Origin of the sequence: Thermomonas fusca DSM 15424 (assembly GCF_000423885.1) — a bacterium.
In the GTDB taxonomy this organism is placed as follows: Bacteria; Pseudomonadota; Gammaproteobacteria; order Xanthomonadales; family Xanthomonadaceae; genus Thermomonas; species Thermomonas fusca.
The window spans coordinates 49015-69251 of sequence record NZ_AUIV01000020.1; the positions used below are offsets into that span (position 1 = coordinate 49015).

General features: G+C 68.9%; 21 protein-coding genes. 13 read left to right on the forward strand and 8 right to left on the reverse strand.

Going from position 1 to position 20237, the window contains the following annotated elements; translation table 11 throughout:
* Positions 1-10: 10 nt before the first annotated feature.
* Positions 11-508 (forward strand): transcriptional repressor, encoded by a 498-nt coding sequence (locus G582_RS0109250; protein ID WP_028839604.1) that lies wholly within the window; start codon positions 11-13, stop codon positions 506-508.
* Positions 509-547: 39 nt separating this feature from the next.
* On the opposite strand, the gene G582_RS0109255 is transcribed toward G582_RS0109250, so the two are convergent.
* Positions 548-2722 (reverse strand): TonB-dependent receptor, encoded by a 2175-nt coding sequence (locus tag G582_RS0109255; protein WP_028839605.1) that lies wholly within the window; start codon positions 2720-2722, stop codon positions 548-550.
* Between the two features lie 87 nt (positions 2723-2809).
* On the opposite strand from G582_RS0109255, the gene G582_RS0109260 reads away from it, so the two are divergent.
* Positions 2810-3223, forward strand: coding sequence for a MerC domain-containing protein (locus G582_RS0109260; protein WP_028839606.1), 414 nt, complete (start codon positions 2810-2812; stop codon positions 3221-3223).
* Between the two features lie 109 nt (positions 3224-3332).
* Positions 3333-3503: a 30S ribosomal protein THX gene (locus tag G582_RS17540; protein WP_083961121.1), complete on the forward strand. Its 171-nt coding sequence runs from the start codon at positions 3333-3335 to the stop codon at positions 3501-3503.
* A 96-nt stretch (positions 3504-3599) separates the two neighbouring features.
* Here the strand turns inward: G582_RS17540 and G582_RS0109270 are convergent, their stop codons facing one another.
* A complete protein-coding gene (locus G582_RS0109270) occupies positions 3600-4799 on the reverse strand; it encodes a dipeptidase (RefSeq protein ID WP_038053594.1) in 1200 nt (399 codons plus the stop codon).
* Between the two features lie 13 nt (positions 4800-4812).
* Positions 4813-6030, reverse strand: coding sequence for an imidazolonepropionase (gene hutI / locus G582_RS0109275; RefSeq protein WP_028839608.1), 1218 nt, complete (start codon positions 6028-6030; stop codon positions 4813-4815).
* A gap of 163 nt (positions 6031-6193) precedes the next feature.
* Here hutI and hutG point away from each other — a divergent pair, with 163 nt between their 5' ends.
* The gene (hutG, locus tag G582_RS0109285) at positions 6194-7144 is read left to right on the forward strand and encodes a formimidoylglutamase (protein WP_028839609.1); all 951 of its coding nucleotides are present in this window, start codon (positions 6194-6196) and stop codon (positions 7142-7144) included.
* Between the two features lie 39 nt (positions 7145-7183).
* On the opposite strand, the gene G582_RS17925 is transcribed toward hutG, so the two are convergent.
* Genes G582_RS17925 through G582_RS0109300 form a run of 3 tightly spaced genes read right to left on the reverse strand, consistent with a single transcriptional unit; the run spans position 7184 to position 9577 of the window.
* The gene (locus tag G582_RS17925) at positions 7184-7708 is read right to left on the reverse strand and encodes a methylated-DNA--[protein]-cysteine S-methyltransferase (protein ID WP_028839610.1); all 525 of its coding nucleotides are present in this window, start codon (positions 7706-7708) and stop codon (positions 7184-7186) included.
* Positions 7705-8952 carry an alkaline phosphatase family protein gene (locus G582_RS17930; RefSeq protein WP_028839611.1) on the reverse strand — a complete coding sequence of 416 codons (1248 nt, stop codon included), beginning with the start codon at positions 8950-8952 and terminating at the stop codon, positions 7705-7707. The genes G582_RS17925 and G582_RS17930 overlap by 4 nt, the downstream gene beginning before the upstream one ends.
* 43 nt (positions 8953-8995) lie before the next feature.
* Positions 8996-9577, reverse strand: coding sequence for a TetR/AcrR family transcriptional regulator (locus G582_RS0109300; protein WP_028839612.1), 582 nt, complete (start codon positions 9575-9577; stop codon positions 8996-8998).
* 136 nt (positions 9578-9713) lie between these two features.
* On the opposite strand from G582_RS0109300, the gene hutU reads away from it, so the two are divergent.
* From hutU to G582_RS0109320, 4 genes are all read left to right on the forward strand, one after another.
* Positions 9714-11384, forward strand: coding sequence for a urocanate hydratase (gene hutU, locus G582_RS0109305; RefSeq protein ID WP_028839613.1), 1671 nt, complete (start codon positions 9714-9716; stop codon positions 11382-11384).
* Positions 11385-11459: 75 nt separating this feature from the next.
* Positions 11460-11678, forward strand: a complete 219-nt coding sequence (locus G582_RS0109310; protein WP_028839614.1) for a hypothetical protein — start codon at positions 11460-11462, stop codon at positions 11676-11678.
* Positions 11679-11682: 4 nt separating this feature from the next.
* Positions 11683-12564: an ATP-grasp domain-containing protein gene (locus tag G582_RS0109315; protein WP_028839615.1), complete on the forward strand. Its 882-nt coding sequence runs from the start codon at positions 11683-11685 to the stop codon at positions 12562-12564.
* An 80-nt stretch (positions 12565-12644) separates the two neighbouring features.
* Entirely contained in the window at positions 12645-13298 is a 654-nt protein-coding gene (locus G582_RS0109320) for a DsbA family oxidoreductase (protein ID WP_028839616.1), read from the forward strand.
* 60 nt (positions 13299-13358) lie between these two features.
* On the opposite strand, the gene G582_RS0109325 is transcribed toward G582_RS0109320, so the two are convergent.
* Positions 13359-14660 carry a hypothetical protein gene (locus tag G582_RS0109325; protein WP_211219335.1) on the reverse strand — a complete coding sequence of 434 codons (1302 nt, stop codon included), beginning with the start codon at positions 14658-14660 and terminating at the stop codon, positions 13359-13361.
* A gap of 170 nt (positions 14661-14830) precedes the next feature.
* Between G582_RS0109325 and G582_RS16140 the strand changes: the two genes are divergently transcribed.
* Genes G582_RS16140 through arsJ form a run of 5 tightly spaced genes read left to right on the forward strand, consistent with a single transcriptional unit; the run spans position 14831 to position 18718 of the window.
* Positions 14831-15193, forward strand: a complete 363-nt coding sequence (locus G582_RS16140) for an ArsR/SmtB family transcription factor (protein WP_051247080.1) — start codon at positions 14831-14833, stop codon at positions 15191-15193.
* Positions 15193-16194: a permease gene (locus G582_RS0109335; protein WP_028839618.1), complete on the forward strand. Its 1002-nt coding sequence runs from the start codon at positions 15193-15195 to the stop codon at positions 16192-16194. Before G582_RS16140 ends, G582_RS0109335 begins: the two co-directional genes overlap by 1 nt.
* Before the next feature lie 14 nt (positions 16195-16208).
* Positions 16209-16469, forward strand: a complete 261-nt coding sequence (locus tag G582_RS16145; protein ID WP_038053598.1) for a thioredoxin family protein — start codon at positions 16209-16211, stop codon at positions 16467-16469.
* Positions 16470-16479: 10 nt separating this feature from the next.
* Complete coding sequence (locus G582_RS0109345; protein WP_028839619.1) at positions 16480-17484, forward strand: ArsJ-associated glyceraldehyde-3-phosphate dehydrogenase; 1005 nt, start codon at positions 16480-16482, stop codon at positions 17482-17484.
* 4 nt (positions 17485-17488) lie between these two features.
* Positions 17489-18718, forward strand: coding sequence for an organoarsenical effux MFS transporter ArsJ (arsJ, locus tag G582_RS0109350; protein ID WP_028839620.1), 1230 nt, complete (start codon positions 17489-17491; stop codon positions 18716-18718).
* A gap of 26 nt (positions 18719-18744) precedes the next feature.
* Here arsJ and dbpA read toward each other — a convergent pair whose 3' ends face one another.
* Complete coding sequence (gene dbpA / locus G582_RS0109355; protein WP_028839621.1) at positions 18745-20127, reverse strand: ATP-dependent RNA helicase DbpA; 1383 nt, start codon at positions 20125-20127, stop codon at positions 18745-18747.
* Positions 20128-20237: the final 110 nt, after the last annotated feature.

The window sequence follows — 20237 nt, forward strand, 5'->3', positions numbered from 1 at the left end:
TCATCGGTGCATGGGTAAATCGCATGCCTGCACCGATCCGCATCACCATGTCGACGACGCCGACGCGTTCGTGGCCGCGGTGGAGCGCGCCTGCGGCGAGCGCGGCCTGCGCCTGACCGCGCAGCGCGCGCGCGTGCTGGGCCTGATCGCGCAGGCCGGGCAGCCGATCAAGGCCTACGACCTGCTGGATCGCTTCCGCGCCGGCGAGGACGGTGCCAACGTGGCGCCGCCCACCGTCTATCGCGCGCTGGATTTCCTGCTGGCCAACGGCTTCATCCACAAGCTGGAGTCGATCAACGCGTTCGTGGCTTGCCACCATCCCAACGCCGCGCAGCATTCGGTGCCGTTCCTGATCTGCAACCGCTGCCATTCGGCCACCGAGCTGGAGGACGCCAGCATCGTGGCGACCCTGGATGCGGCAGCGCGGGCCTTGGGCTTTGCACCGCAGGCGCAGACGCTGGAAGTGCACGGTTTGTGCGCGCGCTGCGCGGGCGGGGAAGCCGGGTGACTTCCGCGCCTGCGCGCAGCTGAGGCGCAGGGGCTGAGGTCAGAAGAACATCCGTACGCCGAACGCGAGGTTGCGGCCCTGCAGCGGCACCACGTCCTTGAGGAACGAGGTATGCGGGCGCGCCTCGCGGTCGGTGAGGTTGGCGGCATCGAGGAACACTTCCCACTCACGACCACCGGCGGTATCCAGATGCCAGGCCAGGTGGGCATCGACCAGGGTGTAGCCGGGCGTGGCGTGCTCGAACGCCGCCACCTTGTCCTGGCGTGCGTGGCGCACCGCGCCGACGCTGGCGCGCCAGGCGTCGCGTTCCCAGCGCAGGCGGACGCCGGTGCGGGACGGGGCGATCCGCGGCAGGTTGCCGCCGGCGGCAACCTGCGCCTGTTCGAGATGGCTGTGGTCGCCGTGCGGCACTTCCACTGGCACCGCCGCGGTGGTGCCGGCCGCCGCCGCCAACCGCCCGCGCACGCTGTCCGCGAACAGGCCCAGCGACCAGCGGCCGCTGCTGTTGTCGACGATGTCCCAGTCCAGCTTGGCCTCGAACCCGGTCAGGCGGGCGTCATCCTGGCGCCACAGGCGCAGCGGGGCGCCGTCCACGCTGATGTCGGCGTTGGCCAGATAGATGAAGTCGTCGTAGCGGGCATGCCAGCCGGACAACTGCAGTTCGAACGGGCCGTGGTGCAGGTGCATGCCCAGCTCGATGCGGTTGGCGGTTTCGATGCCCAGCCCGGCGTCGCCCAGTTCATGGCTGCCGGTGGCCACGTGCAGGCCCGACGAATACAGCTCCTCCGCGGTCGGCGCACGCTGCGCGCGGTCCAGGCCGAGGTTGAAGTGCAGCGCATCATTGATCTTCCAGCCCAGTCCGGCGGACACGCTGGTGGTGCTGAAATCGCGGTCCGGCGCGGCCGACGCAGCGCGGTCGACGTCGACGTGGTTGCGGTCGTGGCGCAGGCCCAGGTCCAGCTGCAGCGGCCCGAACGCACGCTTGCCGATCCAGAACAGGCCGGTGTCGTCGGCCACCGTGCCGGGCACGAAGGCCTCGTCGCCGATCGCGGTGAAATCGCGCTGGCTGGCTTGCAGGCCGAACGCGCCGTTCCAGCCGGCCAGCGGTTGATGCACCAGTTCCACCCGCGCCTCGCGGCTGCGGTTGTTGAACACGGTGCCGACCGCATCGCCCTCGAATTCGGTGTGGGTGTAGCTGGTGTCGGCAACCTTCACCCGCAGCGAGGCGAACGGGCCGAGGTCGTCCAGGCCGCCGCGCAGTTCGTTGCGACGCTGGTCCATTTGCACGTGAACCGGACCCGCCTCTTCAAGGGCGTGGTCGGCGTGGTCATCTTCGCCGGCGCCATGCGCGTGGCCGCCGGGAATGCCGTAGCGGGTGTTGTACAGGCTGTAGCCGGCACCGAGGAAACCACGCTCGCCGATCCAGGAAATGCCCAGTGCAGCGCTGTCGGTGCGCACGGCGCTGTTGGCGAGGATGCCGGCTTCGTCCGGCGACGGGGTTTCGCCCAGTTCGGCGCGGTGTTCGGCGCTCTCGGCGAAGCCGGGAATGCGGTAGTCGCCGGCTTCGCGATGCAGGGCATCGAAATGGAAGGCGATGCTGCCGCTGCCGCCGTCGATGCGGACCGTGCCGGTGTTGCCATCGCTGACGCCGTCGTGGCGGAGTTCGGCGCGTCCGGACAGCGGGGCGTCGGCGCGGACGACCGGGATCCGGCCATCGACCACGTTGACCGCGCCGCCGATCGCGCCGCTGCCGTAGAGCAGGGTCGCCGGGCCCTTGAGCACTTCGATCTGGTCGGCAAGGAAGGGCTCGATGCTCACCGCGTGGTCGACGCTGACCGTGGACACGTCGCCGGAGCCCAGGCCGTCGCTCAGCACCTGCACGCGCGCGCCGTCCAGACCGCGGATGATCGGACGGCCCACGCCGGGGCCGAAGTTGGAGGTTTGCACGCCGGGCAGGCCGGCCACGGTTTCGCCGAGGGTGCCTGCCTTGGCTTCGTCCAGCTTGCTGCCGGCCAGCACTTCCACCGGCGCGGTCAGGTTCTCGGCGGTGTCCGCCAGCGGCGTGGCATGCACTTCGACCGCACTCAGGTTCTTGGGTGCGCTGTCGTGCCTGGCCTGCTGCGGCGCATCGGCAGCGTGGAGGACGGGAGAAAGCGCCAGCGCCAGTGCGGAGGCAAGCAGGGCGGGCCGGAGGGTGGGGGCGGGATATGACATGCGGGTCCGTTGGAAAGAGGAGTGCGCCGATGAGGATAATGTTATAACATAACAAATCGCATCCCCCCTGCCGGACGTCATGCCCCGATGAATTCACGCCTGCACCTGCTGCTGGACCGTCTCGGCGCCACCGGTTCGCTGCTTTGCGCCATCCACTGCGCGCTGATCCCGCTGGCGGTCGCGCTGCTGCCGTCGCTGGGCGTGGCGCTGTGGCTGGACGATGGCTTCGAGACGGCGTTCGTGACCTTTGCCAGCCTGTTCGGCCTGTCGGTGCTGGTCTGGAGCTACCGCCGCCACCGCACGATGCGCGCGCTGGGGCTGCTGCTGCCCGGACTGGGTGCGCTGTGGCTGGCGGTGCTGTACCCGCCGCTGCACCACTCGGTGGTGCTGCATGCCGTGGTGATGACCTTCGGCGGCACCCTGGTGGGGCTGGCGCATCTGGCCAACCTGCGGCTGAACCACGGCCACGTCCACGACGCCACCTGCGCGCATTCGCACTGAACGAGCCCGCGCCTTCCGGCCCACCGCGTGCCCCCGGGCGCCGTGCTAGAATCCCCGGTTCTCGCGCGCGGCGCGATCCACCGACACGTATCGATCCAGGAGCAACACGATGGGCAAGGGCGACCGCAAGACCGCCAAGGGCAAGCGCTACAACGCCAGCTACGGCAATGCGCGACTGAAGACCGTGACCAAGGCCGCCGGCACCGCCGCTGCGCCGGTCGCGAAGAAGGTCGCCAGCAAGAGCGTGGCGAAGAAGGCGGTCAAGAAGACCGCTGCCTGATCCCGGCGCTGCCGTGACGATGAAGACCCCGCCTCGGCGGGGTCTTCGCGTTTCAGGGCCAGGCGCCCGGGGGGCCGGGCGCGCAGGGTCACAGGGTTACTTGCCGGCGCCGGCCTCGATGGCCGCCCAGGCGCGCAGCAGATTGCCGCCGAGGATCTTGCGGATGTCGGCATCGGAATGGCCGCGCGATTGCAGGCCGGCCACCAGATTGGGGAAGTCGGCCACGGTCTTGAGTTCGTTGGCCAGCTCGCCGCCCACGCCGTCGAAATCGGAACCGATGCCGACGTGGTCGACGCCGAGCAGCTTCACCCCGTAGTCGATCTGGTCCAGCACCTGCGCCAGCGTGCTGCTGCGCACCGGATGCGCCTGCTCCCACGCCTTCTCGAACGCGGCACGGTCTTCCTGCGGTTTGCCCTGCGCCTTCAGCTCCAGATTGCGCTGGTCGAACGCCACCCGCGCGCGGAACTGCGCCTGCAGGTCGGCGGCGCTGTCGGGGTTGATGAAGGCGGTGCCGAACGGCACCTGCACCACGCCGCCGCGCGCCGCCACCGCCTTGGCGATCTCGTCGCTGATGTTGCGCTCGAAGCCGGGTGTGAAATGGCGGAAGGCCGAATGGCTGGCGATCACCGGCACCTTGCTGAGGCGGATCGCCTCCAGCGCCGAGGCATCGCCCAGGTGCGAGACGTCCACCATGATGCCGAGCCGGTTCATCTCCGCCACCACCTCGCGGCCGAACGGACTCAGCCCGTTCCACTTCTTCTCGGCGGCGTAGGAGGAATCGGCCAACCGGTTGGCGGCGCTGTGGGCGAGGGTGATGTAGCGCACGCCGCGGTCGAAGAAGAACCGCACGTTCTCCAGCTTGTCCTGCAGCGGCGCGCCGTTCTCCATGCCCAGCGGCAGCAGCACGCGGCCGCCTTCGAGCAGGCGCGTGGCATCGCCCGGCGAGGTGAGGATGGCGAACTTGCCGGGATGCCGCTGCACCAGCGCCTCGACGCCGTCGATCATCGCGTTGGCGGCCTGCCAGGCGCTGCCGTCGGCGTCCTGCCGCGGGGAGGTGTAGATCGACATGAACGCCACGTCCAGCCCGCCGGCGCGCGCCTTCGGGTAATCGAACTCGCGGTCCTTGTGCGCGCCGGCAAGGTCGGCCCACTTGTCGGTCAGCACGCCGGGTGCGTCGATATGGGTGTCGACGATGATCGCGTCCTGCGCCAGCCTGCGCGCGGCGTCGGTGGCCTGGGCGTGGGCGACGATGGGGGCGGACAGCAGGCAGGCAGCGGCAAGCAGGGTGAGGCGCATCGGGATCTCCGGATCAGGAAAGCGGTTGGCCGGCCACGTAGATGCGCGTGGCCAATTGACCGCCAAGCCAATAGCACAGTTCGGCGGGGTGGGCGACTTCCCAGGCCACCAGATCGGCGCGCAGCCCCTTCCGCAGGATGCCGCGGTCCGCCAGGCCCAGTGCGCGCGCGGCGTTGACGGTGGCGCCGCGCAGCGCTTCTTCCGGGGTCAGCCGGAAATGCGTGCAGGCCAGCTGCATCGCCTGCCGCAGCGACAGCAGCGGCGACGTACCCGGGTTGCAGTCGGTGGCCACCGCCATCGCGACGCCGTGTTCGCGCAGCAGCGCTATCGGCGGCAGCTTCGTCTCCCGCAGCACGTGGAAGGCGCCGGGCAGCAGCACCGCCACCGTGCCGCGCTTCGCCATCGCGCGCACGCCGTCTTCGCCGGTGTATTCGACATGGTCTGCGGAGAGGCCGCCGAATTCCGCCGTCAGCGCGGCGCCGCCGAGGTCGCTGAGCTGGTCGGCGTGCAGCTTCACCGGGATGCCGAGCGTGCGCGCGGCTTCGAACAACCGGCGGGTCTGCGCCGGCGAGAAGCCGATGCTTTCGCAGAACGCGTCCACCGCGTCCACCAGCCCTTCCGCATGCAGCTGCGGCAGCCAATCGATCAGCGCATCGACGTAGCCGTCGGCGTCATCGCGGTATTCCGGCGGCAGCGCGTGCGCGGCCAGATAGGTGGTGCGCACGCCGATGCCCAGCAGCTGGCCGATGCGCCGCGCGACGCGCAGCATCTTGCGCTCGTTGTCGAGATCCAGCCCGTAGCCGGACTTGATCTCCAGCGTGGCCACGCCGTCGCCCAGCAGCGCACGCGCGCGCGGCAGCGACTGCCGCAGCAGCTCGTCCTCGTCGGCCTGCCGCACGGCCGCCACGCTGGAGCGGATGCCGCCGCCGGCACGCGCGATCTGCTCGTAGCTGGCACCGTTGAGGCGCATGTCGAACTCGTTGGCGCGGTTGCCGGCGAACACCAGGTGGGTGTGGCAGTCGACCAGCGCCGGGGTGAGCAGGCGACCACCGAGGTCTTCGCTGCGGCCGATGCTGGTGCGCTTCGGCAAGGCATCCATCGGTCCCAGCCAGGCGATGCGGCCATCCGCGATCGCCAGCGCGGCGTTTTCCACCAGCCCGAACGGCGCCTCGCCGTCCAGCGTGGCCAAGGTGGCGTGGGTAAGCAGCAGATCCCAGCGGTGGGCCGGCATGGCGACGACTCCCTGATGCGCGTGCGGTTCGGGATTATCGCAAACGCGGTTGCCTGATCGGTGCGGTGGCGGAAGCCGGCATCGGGCCGCGGCGTTTCCTAGAATGGCGCATCGAAGCCAAGGAGTTCGCCATGCATCCCTTCACCGCCCGCGAGCCGTCGGCATGAGCGCCATCGAAGGCTGGAGCGGCCGCATCGACCTGCCCGAGGATGCATCGACCCGTCGCTGGCATCAGTGGGTGCGGGCGCCGCAGCCGGGCAGTGAGCCGGGCGTGGCGGTGCTGGGCTTCGCCTGCGACGAAGGCGTGCGCCGCAACCACGGCCGCGTGGGCGCGGCGGAAGGACCGGCGGCGCTGCGCAGGATGCTGTCCAACCTGCCGGTACTGGACGACGCCCCGCTGTACGACGCCGGCACCGTCGCCTGCGCCGATGGCGATCTGGAAGCCGCGCAGACGCGCTACGCCGAGGCGATGGCGGCGCTGCTGGACGCCGGTCACCTGGCGGTGGGGCTGGGCGGCGGCCACGAGATCGCCTTCGCCAGCTACCTGGGCCTGGCGCGGCACCTGCGCGCGCGCAGGCCGCGGGTGGCCATCGTCAACATCGACGCTCATTTCGACCTGCGCCGGCAGGACCAGGGCAGTTCCGGCACGCCGTTCCTGCAGGCCATCGAAGATGCGCGCGAACGCGGCCTGCCGCTGGACTATCTGGCCTACGGCATCAGCGCCGCCGCCAACACCCGCGTGCTGTTCGATACCGCCAACGCACTGGGCGTGCACTACGTGCGCGACGACGAACTCGGCCTGCTCGAGTTGCCGCAGCGATTGGCCGAACTGAAGGAGAAGCTGGCCGACGTCGATGCGATCTACCTGACCATCGACATCGACGGCCTGCCGCACGCGATGGCCCCCGGCGTCAGCGCGCCGGCTGCGCGCGGGGTGCCGATGGAGGTGGTGGAGCCGCTGCTCGACGCTGTCGCCGCCACCGGCAAGTTGATGCTGATGGACGTTGCGGAATTGTCGCCGCCGCTGGATCGCGACAACGTCACCGCGCGCGTCGCTGCGCGCCTGATCCACCGGGTGGCGCATGCAGCGATGATGGCCACGCGCGCGTCATAGGCCGTGCTTGCGCCACGGAGCGCCGCCACGCGGGCGACGCTAGAACAGGCTGCCGGTGGCCGGCACGTGACCGAACAGATCGGCAGCCGGCGGCAGTCCACCCTCCAGCCGCAGCAATGCTTCCTTCACCGGCAGGCCGCCACCGAAGCCGGTCAGCGCGCCGTCGGTGCCGATCACCCGGTGGCAGGGGAGCACGATCGGCAGCGGGTTGCGACCGTTGGCCGCGCCCACCGCGCGGGTGCCGTTGGGGTTGTCCAAGCGCTGCGCCAGCTGCGCATAGCTGATGGTGTCGCCGAACGGGATCCGCGCCAGCTCCCACCAGACCCGCAGCTGGAACCCGGTGCCCTGTGGCGCCAGCGGCAGCTCGAAGCGCTGGCGCTTGCCGGCGAAATATTCGCCAAGCTGCGCCTCGGCGGCCTGCAGCACCTCGTTGTCGCCGCCGTGCCAGTCGGCGCGGTTGGCGGGATGGCGGTTGTGGCGGAACTCGATGTGGCGCAGCCCGCTGGCATCCGCCGCCAGCATCAGCGGCCCCACCGGGCTGTCGATCCGGCGGCACAGGATCACCGCGCTGGCTCCAGCGCCGGCAGCAGCGGGGAAATGTCGCCGTCGTTGTCCTCCGGCTGCAGCGCCAGCAGGCGCATCAGCAGCGGATAAACATCGACGTTGTCGAACACCGGCAGGCGGGTGCCGGGGCGGAACGCAGGGCCGGCGGCGATGAAGGTGGCGCGCATCGATGGCAACGACGGGTCGTAGCCATGCGAGCCGCGCGCGTGCGCCTGCTGCAGGCGGGTCGCGCGTGCCTGTGCAAACAAGGCATCCCAGCCGGGTGCCATCTGGCAAACGATGGCGGGAATGCGCGGATGGCTGCCGTAATGCCAGTGCGCGGGCAGCTCGCCCTTGCGCCAGCACCGGTACTGCGGGTGCGCGCCCAGCAGCTGGCGCTCGGCCACGGCGACCTTGCCGGCACGCGGCGCGAAGCCGATCACCTGGCCCACGCTGACCGCCTGCGCCACTCCCGGCGGGGCCATGTCTTCGACGGCGATGCTCTGCCCCGGCGGCACGGTTTCGAAGCCGTGGTCGGAGACAACGACCAGATTGGTGGCGTCCAGTTGGCCGGCGGCACGCAGGCCATCCAGCAGTTGCCCCAGCGCTGCATCCACGCGGGCGCGGGCGGCGCGCGCAGCCGCTGACCCCGGGCCCTGATCGTGGCTGACGTGGTCGACCACATCGAAGTACAGGGTGATGAACCGCGGCCGCTCCGCGGTTGGCAGGCGCAGCCATTCCAGTACCTGGGCGACGCGGTCGGCATCGCTGACCTCCCCGTCATAGCTGCGCCAGCGCCATGGCCGCACGCCGTCGATCTCCGCCTCGCTGCCGGGCCAGAACATGGTGGCCGCGCGCAGGCCGGCGCGCTGCACGCTGATCCACACCGGCGTGCCGCCCTGCCACCAGCCGGCGTTGCCCACCGCCTCGCGGTTGCTCAGGCGGAACTCGCCAAGGCCGGCATCCTCCATCGTGTTGTGGATGATCCCGTGCTGGTTGGGCCGCCGCCCCGTGACCAGCGTGTAGTGGTTCGGAAAGGTGAGGCTGGGGTAGGACGGCCGCATCCCCTGCGCGCGCACGTTGGCGTTGGCCAGCGCATCCAGCACCGGCATCTGCTCACGGGTGACATCGGTGGGGCGCAGGCCATCCACGGAGATCAGCAGCAGCGTGGCAGGCTGCGGGACGGGTGGTGACGGAGGCCGGGTGGCGCAGGCGGACACCAGCAGCACGATCGCCAGCAGTCCGCTTCGGAAGAAGGTTCGCATCCAATGGATGATAGCGAAGCGGGATATCGCTTTGTCGCGCGGATCAGCTGCGCAACCCATCCAGCAGGTGGTGCAGGGAAGTGGTGAAGAAGGCGCGGAACCCCGCTTCGTCGAAGCTGAAGCGGCCGGCGCGTTGCAGCGCGATCAGGCCGTGCGCATGCGCCCATACCGTCATGGTCAGCGCCCAGGCATCGCCCCCGCGCAGCTGGCCCCGCGCCTGCGCCTCCACCACCGCTTCGTGCATCACATTGGCGGTGGGCGATTGTCCTGCGATGAAATCCGCGGGGAAGCGCCGCGCGTTGCGGCGGCGCGCGAGGAAAGCGTGGTCGAACAGGTGCGGGTAGGCCAGCGCGTAGTCGAGGTAGATCTGCTGGGTCGCCAGCAGCCGCGCGAGCGGGTCCTTGCCTTGGCGGTGCGCGTCCCAGTGGCGGGCGATCTCGTCGAAGCTGTCATCGCTGATCTTTCCCAGCAGCGCCTCGCGGCTGCGGAAATGCCGGTAGATCGCGGTCGGGGTGATGCCCACCGCGTCTGCCACCTTGCGCATGCTCACGCTGTCTGCGCCTTCGCGCTCGAACAGCGCGCGCGCGGCGTTGAGGATGCGGGTGGCGGTATCGGGGTGGGCCATGTTTACAGCGTAAACAAAGCGGCGGAAATCGCGCAAATCCGGACCGGAATCCGCCGAATCCGCGGCCTGCGTGCTGGCGGCACATACGGATGCGGCGCAGACTTTTCGCCATCCCATTTCGCCGTTGGAGCGCGCCATGACCGCCAGCAACCGCCATGATCCGTCCCGTTCGATCCGCGCGCCGCGTGGCAACCAGCTGAACTGCAGGAGCTGGCTGACCGAGGCGCCGTTCCGGATGCTGCAGAACAACCTGGATGCGGAAGTGGCGGAAGATCCGGCCTCGCTGGTGGTGTACGGCGGCATCGGCCGCGCCGCACGCGACTGGGACTGCTACGACCGGATCCTCGAGACCCTGAAGACCCTCGGCGACGACGAAACCCTGCTGGTGCAGTCCGGCAAGCCGGTGGGGGTGTTCCCCACCCATGCGGACGCGCCGCGCGTGCTGATCGCCAATTCCAACCTGGTGCCGCACTGGGCCAACTGGGAGCACTTCAACGAGCTCGATAAGAAGGGCCTGATGATGTACGGGCAGATGACCGCCGGCAGCTGGATCTACATCGGCAGCCAGGGCATCGTGCAGGGCACCTACGAAACCTTCGTGGAAATGGGCCGCCAGCACTACGGCGGATCGCTGAAAGGCAAATGGCTGCTGACCGCCGGGCTTGGCGGCATGGGCGGCGCGCAGCCCCTGGCGGCATCGCTGGCCGGCATGAGCAGCCTCAACATCGAATGCCGCCAGAGCAGCATCGACTTCCGCCTGAAGACCCGCTACGTCGACGAGCAGGCCAGCGACATCGACGACGCGCTGGCCCGCATCGCCAGATACACGGCGGCCGGCGAGGCCAAGTCCATCGCCCTGCTGGGCAACGCCGCGGAAATCCTGCCGGAGCTGGCGCGCCGCGGCGTGCGCCCGGACTGTGTGACCGACCAGACCAGCGCGCACGACCCAGTGCACGGCTACCTGCCGATCGGCTGGACGCTGGAACAGTGGCTGGCCGAACAGAAGGCGAACCCGGAGAAGGTGCGCGACGCAGCCAAGCAGTCGATGCGCTTGCACGTGGAGGCGATGCTGGCCTTCCATGCCGCCGGCATCCCGACCGTGGACTACGGCAACAACATCCGCCAGATGGCGTTCGATGTCGGCTGCGAAAACGCCTTCGCCTTCCCCGGCTTCGTGCCGGCCTACGTGCGCCCGTTGTTCTGCCGCGGCGTCGGCCCGTTCCGCTGGGTGGCGCTCAGCGGCGATCCGGAAGACATCTACAGGACCGATGCCAAGGTCAAGGAGCTGATCCCGGACGATGCCCACCTGCACAACTGGCTGGACATGGCGCGCGAGCGGATCAGCTTTCAGGGCCTGCCGGCGCGGATCTGCTGGGTGGGCCTGGGCCTGCGCCACAAGCTGGGCCTGGCGTTCAACGAAATGGTCCGCAACGGCGAACTGAAGGCGCCGGTGGTGATCGGCCGCGACCATCTCGACAGTGGTTCTGTGGCCTCGCCCAATCGCGAAACGGAATCCATGCGCGATGGTTCCGACGCCGTCTCCGACTGGCCGCTGCTCAACGCCATGCTCAACGTTGCTGGCGGCGCGACCTGGGTGAGCCTGCACCACGGCGGCGGCGTCGGCATGGGCTATTCGCAGCATTCCGGCGTGGTCATCGTCTGCGACGGCAGCGAGGCCGCCGACAAGCGCATCGCCCGCGTGCTCTGGAACGACCCCGGCACCGGCGTGATGCGCCATGCCGATGCCGGCTACGAGATCGCCAGGGACTGTGCGCGTGAGCAGGGCCTGAAGCTGCCGATGCTGTGAATCCCGCCACGGCGAACGTGGGTCCCCATCGAGTTGGGCGCACAATGCGGGGTTTCCAGACCCACCGGATGTGCCATGGACGTTGAAGAACTGATCAAGGCTGCCCTGCGCGAGGCCGGCTATGGCGCCGACGCCATCGGTTCGGCCCTGCCGCGCATCATGCGCATCCTGCAGGCGGAGGATGTCCGCCTGGAGGTCGGACGTCCGCTTTCGCGCAAGGAGCGCGAGTACGTACGCGTGCAACTGGAGATCGGCCTGAGCGTGTCGGAAGTGCTGGCAGGCTTGAAGGCTTGAAGGCATGACCCGCGTCGCCATCCTGACCCCGGATCCGGCGGAAGCCGCGTATCCCGAGTTGTGGCCGAAAGTGCTGGCACGCCTGCAGCGCGCGCTGGACACGGCAGGTATCGACGCCACGCCGACGGCGTGGACGGTGCACGTGGACGATGCGTCGGGCCTGCGCGGCTACGCCTGCGTGCTGCCGCTGCTGGCCTGGGGCTACCACCACGACGCCGCCCGCTGGCAGCGGGCCTGCGCCACCTGGCAGCGCGAAGGCCTGCCGCTGGCGAATCCGGCCAAGGTGCTGGCGTGGAACACCGACAAGCGCTACCTGCGCGAGCTGGCCGAGCGTGGCGTCGCGATTGCGCCCACAACCTTCGTGGATGCGCTGTCGCAGGCAGCGGTGGAGTGCGCGTTCGCCGACACCGGCGCGGATGAGCTGATCGCCAAGCCGGCGATTTCCGGCGGCGCGTGGAAAACCCGGCGCCTGCGGCGTGGCGATGTCGTCGATGCGGCGGAGCCCATGCCGATGTTGCTGCAGCCTTACCTGCCGACCATCGAAACGCTGGGCGAAACCTCGCTGCTGTATTTCGGCGACCATCTCAGCCACGCGGTGAACAAGCGGCCGGTGGCGGGCGAGTTCCGCATCCAGGAAGAATTCGGCGGCCAATACACGCTGGTGCCGACGCCGCCGGCCGCGGCGTTGGCGCTTGCGCGGCAGGTGCTGGAGGCCATCGGCGAGCCGCTGCTGTACGCGCGTATCGACGTGCTGCCGGATGCCGACGGCCGCTGGCTGCTGATGGAGGCGGAGTTGATCGAGCCGGATTTCTACCTCGGCCTGGATCCCGCGCAGGGCGCGGGTTTCGCGCAGGCGCTGCGGGAGCGGGTGGGCGCCGGCCGTTGAGCGACGCTGCGTTGCAGCGCCGGGGGTGAAGCAACGCCGGCGTCGTGGCACCCTGCAACGCTTCGTCCGGAGATTTTGCAATGACCAAGCTGCGCATCGATTTCGTGTCCGACGTGGTCTGCCCGTGGTGCGCGGTCGGCCTTGCCTCGCTGGAGCAGGCGCTGCGCCAGCTGCAGGGCGAGGTGGAAGCGGAGATCCATTTCCAGCCGTTCGAGCTGGACCCGAACATGCCGGCCGACGGCATGGACGTTGCCGACAACCTCAAGCGCAAGTACGGCATGAGCGACGCGCAGCTGGCGGAAAACCAGGCGCGAATCCGCGACCGCGGCGCCGAGCTTGGCTTCAGCTTCGACTTCAACGCCCGCAGCCGCACCTGGAACACGTTCGATGCGCACCGCCTGCTGCACTGGGCGGCGGCGGAAGCCCAGGAGCGTCAGCTGCCGCTGAAGCGGGCGCTGCTGGTGGCCAACTTCAGCGAAGGCCGCGATATCAGCGACCACGCGGTGCTCGCGGACGTGGCCGCTGGTGTCGGCCTCGATGCGGAGCGGGCAGGCGCGGTGCTGGCAGGTGGCGAGTTCGCCGATGCCGTGCGCGACGCGGAGAAGTTCTTCCAGGGCCTGGGCATCAGCAGCGTGCCGGCGGTGATCGTGGAGCGGAAGCACCTGATTTCCGGCGGCCAGCCGCCGGAGGTGTTCGAGCGCGCGCTGCGAGAGATCGCAGCGGCAGCGGACTGAGGATCGGCCTGGCAGGCGCGGACAGCCAGCGTCCGCGCGACTGCGTGGGCGGGCGATGCTTCAGCGCAATTCCGCAAGCGTGCAGCCCGCGTCGCAGCAGGCATCCGGCGGCAGCGCGGCTTCGATCGCATCCATGCAGGCATCGGGCGTCTCGTAGACCGGGGCGAAACCGCCGCCGGGGGTGCGGAAGTTGGTGGTCTGGCCCTGGTACAGCCGTGCCGCGGTCCATTGCACCTGCGCCGCATACACGTACTCGCGCAGGTCGAACTTCAGCGCCGGTGCGGCATCGTGGTCAGACAGCATGCGCTCGCCGGGCGCGACCAGCGCCTGCGCGATGTAGCCGCCCGCGATGATCTCCTGCCACACCCGCTGGGTGAGCTTGTCGCCGCGATAGGCGGCGCGGCTTCCGAACCCCGCGAACGGTTTGAAGAACAGCCGCTTGCGTTCGTGCCACAGGCGCTCGGCGTTCGCGGCCGTCACGATCTCGGTGCGCGGGATATGTTCCAGCAGCACCGCCTGGGTGGAGTCGGGCACGCCCAGCCGGCGCAGATGGCCGGGATCGGAGAGCAGGACGAGGTTGCGCTTGTCCGCATGCAGCGCATGCGCGCGCGGATGTGGCGTCACCACCGCGGCGTCGGAAAGGTAAGCCTCGCGCAGGACGGCGCTGGCTTCGGTTTCGAAGTAGAAATCGGTGAGGCGGTTGTAAACCAGGTCGATCGCCTCGGCGCCGCAATACAGCACGCCGTCGCGCAGTTGCAGCGCCTCGGGCGCGGCGATGATCGCGCGCAGGCCGTGGGCTTCGAACAGCTGCTGGAACAGCAGGAATTCCGGATACAGGTATTGCGCCTCGGGGTTCTCGTCCACGATGGCGATGCTGCGCAGCGGGCGGGTTTTCCCGCTCAGCGACCATTCGTTGCGGAACATCCCCACGATGCCCGACTCGAATGCCTCCACCGTGGTGGCGGCCGGCAGCAGGTCCTGCACCGCGGCGCAGCAGGCCCGCTGCGCGCGGGCAAGCAGGGCGTTGAGCATCGCACCGCCGGCGTTGGTGTTGATTTCGATAAGGCCCAGGCCGGTGTTGCTCACATGGAAGTCGTAACCGAAGAACACGCCGCTTGCGCCCGGCTGGTAGCGCGCGATGGCAGGCGCGCGCTTCAGGACTTCATCCTGATAGGCAGGCAGCGCCACCACCGATTCGATCGCGCCGACCAGCGCCGTCATCCTTGCGCTTTGACGCGCCGAAACGAACACCGGATGCGCGGCAAACGCGTACGGACAGCGCTCCTGCAGCAGCGCCAGGAATCCGGGCTGCGGGCTGGCCGCTTCGATCGCAGCGCGCAGGGCGTCGTCGTCCAGACCCACGCAAAAGCACTCCGCGTTCAGGCGCTCGCTGGCTGCAGAAGGCGACGCTGCGGCGCACGCCCGGCGTCCGCCCGGAGCCGGCGCGGCCATGGCTGGCGGTGCAACATCGGGCAGTCGCATTTCTGTCATGGCGGGTTGCTACGATTCGGTAATTCCAATATTCTAGAAACATGGAAATAAAAGATGCAACCCTCGCCTTGTCGGCGCTGGGGCAGGCCACCCGCCTTTCGGTATTCCGTCTGCTGGTCGAGGCGGGCCCGGAGGGCCGCATGGCGGGCGATATCGCCGAGGCGCTGTCGTTGCCCGGGGCCACCCTGTCGTTCCACCTGAAGGAGCTGAGCGCCGCCGGGTTGATCCGCGGCGAGCAGTTGGGCCGGTGCATCCGCTACAGCGCCGACTTCCGGCGGATGGCCGAGCTCATCGCTTTCCTCACCCGCAACTGCTGTGGCGGTGACAGTGCGCAGTGCGCACCGGTTGCGAGCAGGAAAGCAGAGGCAACAGCGCCGTCTGCAAGAGCCCGGAGCATCCGCTGATGGAAATCCTGCGCTGGTTGAATGAGCAACTGTTGCGGATGCAGTGGCTGTCCGACCTGGTGACATGGCTGCTGGGAAAGGCGGGGATGGACACCTCCAGCCGGCTGGGTGGATCGGTGCACTTCTTCATTTACGACACGATCAAGATCTTCCTGCTGCTGGCGGTCCTGATCTTCGTGGTGTCATGGATCCAGAGTCACTTCCCGCCGGAACGCACGCGCCGGATCCTGGGCGGCATGCGCGGGGTGAAGGCGAATACGGTGGGCGCGCTGCTGGGCACGGTGACGCCGTTCTGTTCGTGCTCATCGATCCCGCTGTTCATTGGCTTCACCAGCGCCGGGCTGCCGCTGGGGGTGACGTTCTCGTTCCTGATCTCCTCGCCGCTGGTGGATCTGGCTTCAATGATCCTGCTGGCCAGCATCTTCAACTGGACGGTGGCGATCGCTTACGTCGTCGTTGGCATTGTCCTGGCGGTGGCGGGGGGCACCCTGATCGGTGCGTTGCGGATGGAGGGGCAGATAGAGTCTTTCGTGACCCGCGCGCCGGCGGTGGGCGTGGAGCCGCAAGCAATGAGCAGGCGTGAGCGTGCAGCCTATGCGCGGGACCAGGTCTTCGAGATCGTGCGCCGGGTATGGCTGTACGTCCTGATCGGCGTAGGCATCGGCGCCGCAATCCACAATTGGATCCCGCAAGACGTGATCACCACGCTGCTGGGCCAAGACAAGTGGTGGGCGGTGCCGGTGGCGGTGCTGGTCGGCGTGCCGGTGTATGCGGACATCTTCGGCACCCTGCCGATCGCCGAGGCGCTGGTCGGAAAGGGCGTCGGGCTGGGCACCGTGCTCGCCTTCATGATGGCGGTCACCGCGCTGTCGCTGCCCTCGCTGATCATGCTCAAGCGGGTGATCAAAGCGCGCTTGCTGGCCACCTTCTTCGCCATCGTCGTTGCCGGCATCGTGGTGATCGGCCTGCTGTTCAACGCCACCGCATCTTTTTTCACCTGACCGAGGACGGCGCCATGCGCATCAAGATTCTGGGATCCGGCTGCTCCAAGTGCATCATGCTGGCCGATAACACGCGGCGTGCCCTCGACAACATGGGCCGCGATGCGGAGATCGTGAAAGTCACCGATTTCGCCGAAATCGCGATGCTCGGGGTGATGTCCACCCCCGGCCTTGCAATCGATGATGTCGTCGTCTCGACCGGGCGGGTGCTGGCGCCGAAGTCGATCGAAGACCTGATCCTGGCCCATGACGATGGATCGCATGGCAATGGATGAGAACAGGAGCATGGCTATTCGCGTCGGCATCAACGGCTTCGGCCGCATGGGGCGCCTCACCCTGCGTGCGGCCTGGGGCAATCCCGAGCTGCAGTTCGTCCATATCAATGATCCGGCCGGCGATGCGGCGACGCTGGCGCACCTGCTGAATTTCGATTCCGTGCACGGGCGCTGGGCGCGCGAGGCGACCGCCGATGGCGATGCATTGCTCATCGACGGCATCCGCATTCCGGTCAGCCGCAACAAAGAGTTGGCCGCCACCGACTGGTCCGGCTGCGACGTGGTGATCGAGGCGTCCGGCAAGTTCCGCAAGCCCGATGTGCTGCAGCCGTACCTGGACCAGGGCGTGAAGCGCGTGGTGGTGACCGCGCCGGTCAAGTCGCCCGGTGCGCTGGACGTGGTCATGGGCGTGAACCACGAACGCTTCGACCCCGCGCAGCACCGCATCGTGTCCGCGGCCTCGTGCACGACCAACTGTCTGGCGCCGGTGGTCAAAGTGATCCACGAAGGCCTGGGCATCCGCCACGGCAGCCTGACCACGATCCACAGCCTGACCAACACCCAGGTCATCGTCGATGCCCCGCACAAGGACCTGCGCCGCGCGCGCTCGTGCGGCAGCAGCCTGATCCCGACCTCGACCGGTTCCGCCACCGCCATCGCCGAGATCTTCCCGGAGCTCAAGGGCAGGTTGAATGGCCATGCAGTGCGGGTACCGCTGACCAATGCATCACTCACGGACTGCGTGTTCGAAGTGGAGCGCGCCACCACGGTGGAGGAAGTCAACCAGCTGTTGCGCGACGCGGCCGAAGGTGAACTCAATGGCGTGCTGGGCTATGAAACCCGCCCGCTGGTGTCGATCGATTTCCAGACCGACCCGCGCTCCAGCATCATCGATGCGTTGTCCACGATGGTCATCAACGGCACCCAGGTGAAGCTCTACGCCTGGTACGACAACGAATGGGGTTACGTGAACCGCACCGCCGAGCTGGTGCAGCTGGTCGGAAAGGCGGGCTGAGCCGATGCTTGCGCGACTGTCGCCGGACGTCCGCCAGTACCTGCTGGTCACCGGCAACTACTGGGCATTCACCCTGACCGACGGCGCGCTGCGCATGCTGGTGGTGCTGCATTTCCACCAGCTGGGCTATTCGCCGCTGCAGGTGGCGATGCTGTTCCTGTTCTACGAGATCTTCGGCGTCATCACCAACCTTGTCGGTGGCTGGCTGGGCGCGCAGCTGGGCCTCAACCGCACGATGAACATCGGGCTGGCGATGCAGGTCATCGCCTTGTCGATGCTGCTGGTGCCATCGACGCTGCTGGCGGTGCCGTGGGTGATGGCGGCGCAGGCGCTGTCGGGCATCGCCAAGGACCTCAACAAGATGAGCGCCAAGGGCAGCATCAAGCTGCTGGTGCCGGGCGAGGCGCAGGGCACGCTGTATCGCTGGGTGGCCGCGCTCACCGGCTCCAAGAACGCGCTGAAGGGGATCGGGTTCTTCCTCGGCGGCGCGCTGTTGACCACGGTCGGATTCCGGGCGGCCGTTGCCGCGATGGCTATCGCACTGGCGCTGGTGTGGTTGTCGAGCCTGGCCCTGCTCAAGCGCGACCTGGGCAAGGCGAAGCACAAGCCCAGGTTCCGCGACCTGCTGTCCAAGAGCCGCGCGATCAACCTACTGTCGGCGGCGCGGCTGTTCCTGTTTGGCGCGCGTGACGTCTGGTTCGTGGTCGCCCTGCCGGTGTTCCTGGCGCAATCGCTGGGCTGGGATTTCTGGCAGGTGGGCGGGTTCCTGGCCGCGTGGGTGATCGGCTACGGGCTGGTGCAGTCGCTGGCGCCGTATGTCACCGGCCGACGCGGCGGCGAAGTCCCCGACGGCCGCGCGGCGTTCGGTTGGGCAACGCTGCTGGCGATCATCCCGGCGGTGATGGCGGCGCTGCTGGCACGGGAGTACGCGGCGCAGGCCGTGCTCATCATCGGCCTGATGGTGTTCGGCGTGCTGTTCGCGATCAATTCGTCGCTGCACAGCTACCTGATCGTCAGCTATGCCAGCGAGGACGGCGTGTCGCTGGACGTGGGCTTCTACTACATGGCCAATGCGCTGGGCCGCCTGCTTGGCACGGTGCTGTCCGGCTGGGTGTTCCAGCTGGCGGGACTGGGCGCATGTCTGGCGATATCGGCGCTGTTCATCGCGGTGGCGGCAGCGATTTCACTGGCGCTGCCGCGGCATGCCGCGCCGGAGCCGAGCGTGCCGGCATAACCGGTACGCGCGCCGCGCCGCCTGGCCTACAGCCGGTGGATGCGGAAGCGCCGGCCCTTGATCTTTCCCGCACGCAGGCGCTCCAGCGCGCGGTCGGCCTGGCCGCGGGCGATGGCCACGTAGCTGCGGGTGGCGTACACGTCGATCTTGCCGATCGCTTCCTTCGCCAGCCCGGCATCGCCAGTCAGCGCGCCGACGATGTCGCCGGGGCGCAGCTTGTCGGTGCGGCCGGCGTCGATGCGCAGCGTTGCCATGGTCGCCTGCGGCACGCCGCGCGGCTTGCCCTCCAGCGGGGCGATGGATTCGAACCGGATCGGGTTGCCCTGGCGTTCCTCGATCAGCGCGGCGCGGTTGCGCTCGTTCGGGGCGACCAGGCTCAACGCCAGGCCGTCGCGGCCGGCGCGGCCGGTGCGGCCGATGCGGTGCAGGTACGTGTCCGCATCCGTGGGCAGTTCGTAATTCACCACCGCGCCGATGTCGTCGATGTCCAGCCCACGCGCGGCCACGTCGCTGGCCACCAGCACGTTGCAGCTGCGATTGGAAAAGCGCACCAGCACTTCCTCGCGGTCGCGTTGCTCCATGTCGCCGTGCAGCGCCAGTGCGGTGAAGCCGTAGTGCGCCAGCGAGCCCACCACTTCCTCTGTGTCTTTGCGCATGTTGCAGAACACCACGGTGGATTCCGGGTTGAACTGCAGCAGCAGCGCGGCCAGCTGCGGCGCGCGGCGGGCCGGGTCGGCCTCGAAGAAATGCGCCTCGATGGTCGCAGGCTGGGCGCCGCCGTCGACGCTGACTTCCAGCGGCTCGCGCAGCATCGCGGTGGCCAGCGTGCGGATGGCGTCGGGGAAGGTGGCCGAGAACAGCAGCGCCTGGCGGTCTTTCGGGGTGCGCTTGACCAACGCGCGGATCGGTTCGTCGAAGCCCATGTCCAGCATGCGGTCGGCCTCGTCCAGCACCAGCATGCGCACGCCGCGCAGGTCCAGCGCGCCCTGCTGCACCAGTTCCAGCACGCGACCGGGCGTGCCCACCACTACGTGCGGGGCATGCGTCAGCGAGGCCAGCTGCGGGCCCAGCGGAATGCCGCCGCACAGCACCGACAGCTTGAGGTTGGCGATGCCGGTGGCCAGCTTGCGCAGCTGCTTGCCCACCTGGTCGGCCAGTTCGCGGGTGGGGCAGAGTACCAGCGCCTGCGTGCGCACGGCGCTGGCGTCGATGGCCTGCAGCAGGCCCAGCCCGAACGCGGCGGTCTTGCCGCTGCCGGTGGGCGCCTGCGCGATCAGGTCGCGGCCTTCCAGGATGGCGGGCAGCGCCTGCGCCTGGACGGGGGTGAGGAGGGTGTAGTCAAGCGCGTCCAGGCCGGCGCGCAGCGAAGGCGCAAGGGCGAGGTCGGCGAAAGTGATGGGCGTGGTCATCGCCCATTATCGCTGGTGCAGGCCGCTGGCCCGCATTCGCTGGCTGGCCCGGCTGCCGGGCCAGCGGATGCCGTTCAGCCCGGTTTGCTAGCCTGCGCCGGACTTCCCCG

Coding starts and splice junctions, on each gene's coding strand:
- G582_RS0109270 (WP_038053594.1), bottom strand. CDS start 4,799: ATGCGCCTCACCCTGCTTGCCGCTGCCTGCCTGCTGTCCGCCCCCATC.
- G582_RS0109300 (WP_028839612.1), bottom strand. CDS start 9,577: ATGGCCCACCCCGATACCGCCACCCGCATCCTCAACGCCGCGCGCGCG.
- G582_RS0109320 (WP_028839616.1), top strand. CDS start 12,645: ATGACCAAGCTGCGCATCGATTTCGTGTCCGACGTGGTCTGCCCGTGG.
- G582_RS17540 (WP_083961121.1), top strand. CDS start 3,333: ATGGGCAAGGGCGACCGCAAGACCGCCAAGGGCAAGCGCTACAACGCC.
- G582_RS0109345 (WP_028839619.1), top strand. CDS start 16,480: ATGGCTATTCGCGTCGGCATCAACGGCTTCGGCCGCATGGGGCGCCTC.
- arsJ (WP_028839620.1), top strand. CDS start 17,489: ATGCTTGCGCGACTGTCGCCGGACGTCCGCCAGTACCTGCTGGTCACC.
- G582_RS0109335 (WP_028839618.1), top strand. CDS start 15,193: ATGGAAATCCTGCGCTGGTTGAATGAGCAACTGTTGCGGATGCAGTGG.
- hutG (WP_028839609.1), top strand. CDS start 6,194: ATGAGCGCCATCGAAGGCTGGAGCGGCCGCATCGACCTGCCCGAGGAT.
- G582_RS0109310 (WP_028839614.1), top strand. CDS start 11,460: ATGGACGTTGAAGAACTGATCAAGGCTGCCCTGCGCGAGGCCGGCTAT.
- G582_RS16145 (WP_038053598.1), top strand. CDS start 16,209: ATGCGCATCAAGATTCTGGGATCCGGCTGCTCCAAGTGCATCATGCTG.
- hutU (WP_028839613.1), top strand. CDS start 9,714: ATGACCGCCAGCAACCGCCATGATCCGTCCCGTTCGATCCGCGCGCCG.
- dbpA (WP_028839621.1), bottom strand. CDS start 20,127: ATGACCACGCCCATCACTTTCGCCGACCTCGCCCTTGCGCCTTCGCTG.
- G582_RS17930 (WP_028839611.1), bottom strand. CDS start 8,952: ATGCGAACCTTCTTCCGAAGCGGACTGCTGGCGATCGTGCTGCTGGTG.
- G582_RS0109250 (WP_028839604.1), top strand. CDS start 11: ATGGGTAAATCGCATGCCTGCACCGATCCGCATCACCATGTCGACGAC.
- G582_RS0109255 (WP_028839605.1), bottom strand. CDS start 2,722: ATGTCATATCCCGCCCCCACCCTCCGGCCCGCCCTGCTTGCCTCCGCA.
- G582_RS0109315 (WP_028839615.1), top strand. CDS start 11,683: ATGACCCGCGTCGCCATCCTGACCCCGGATCCGGCGGAAGCCGCGTAT.
- G582_RS16140 (WP_051247080.1), top strand. CDS start 14,831: ATGGAAATAAAAGATGCAACCCTCGCCTTGTCGGCGCTGGGGCAGGCC.
- G582_RS0109260 (WP_028839606.1), top strand. CDS start 2,810: ATGAATTCACGCCTGCACCTGCTGCTGGACCGTCTCGGCGCCACCGGT.
- hutI (WP_028839608.1), bottom strand. CDS start 6,030: ATGCCGGCCCACCGCTGGGATCTGCTGCTTACCCACGCCACCTTGGCC.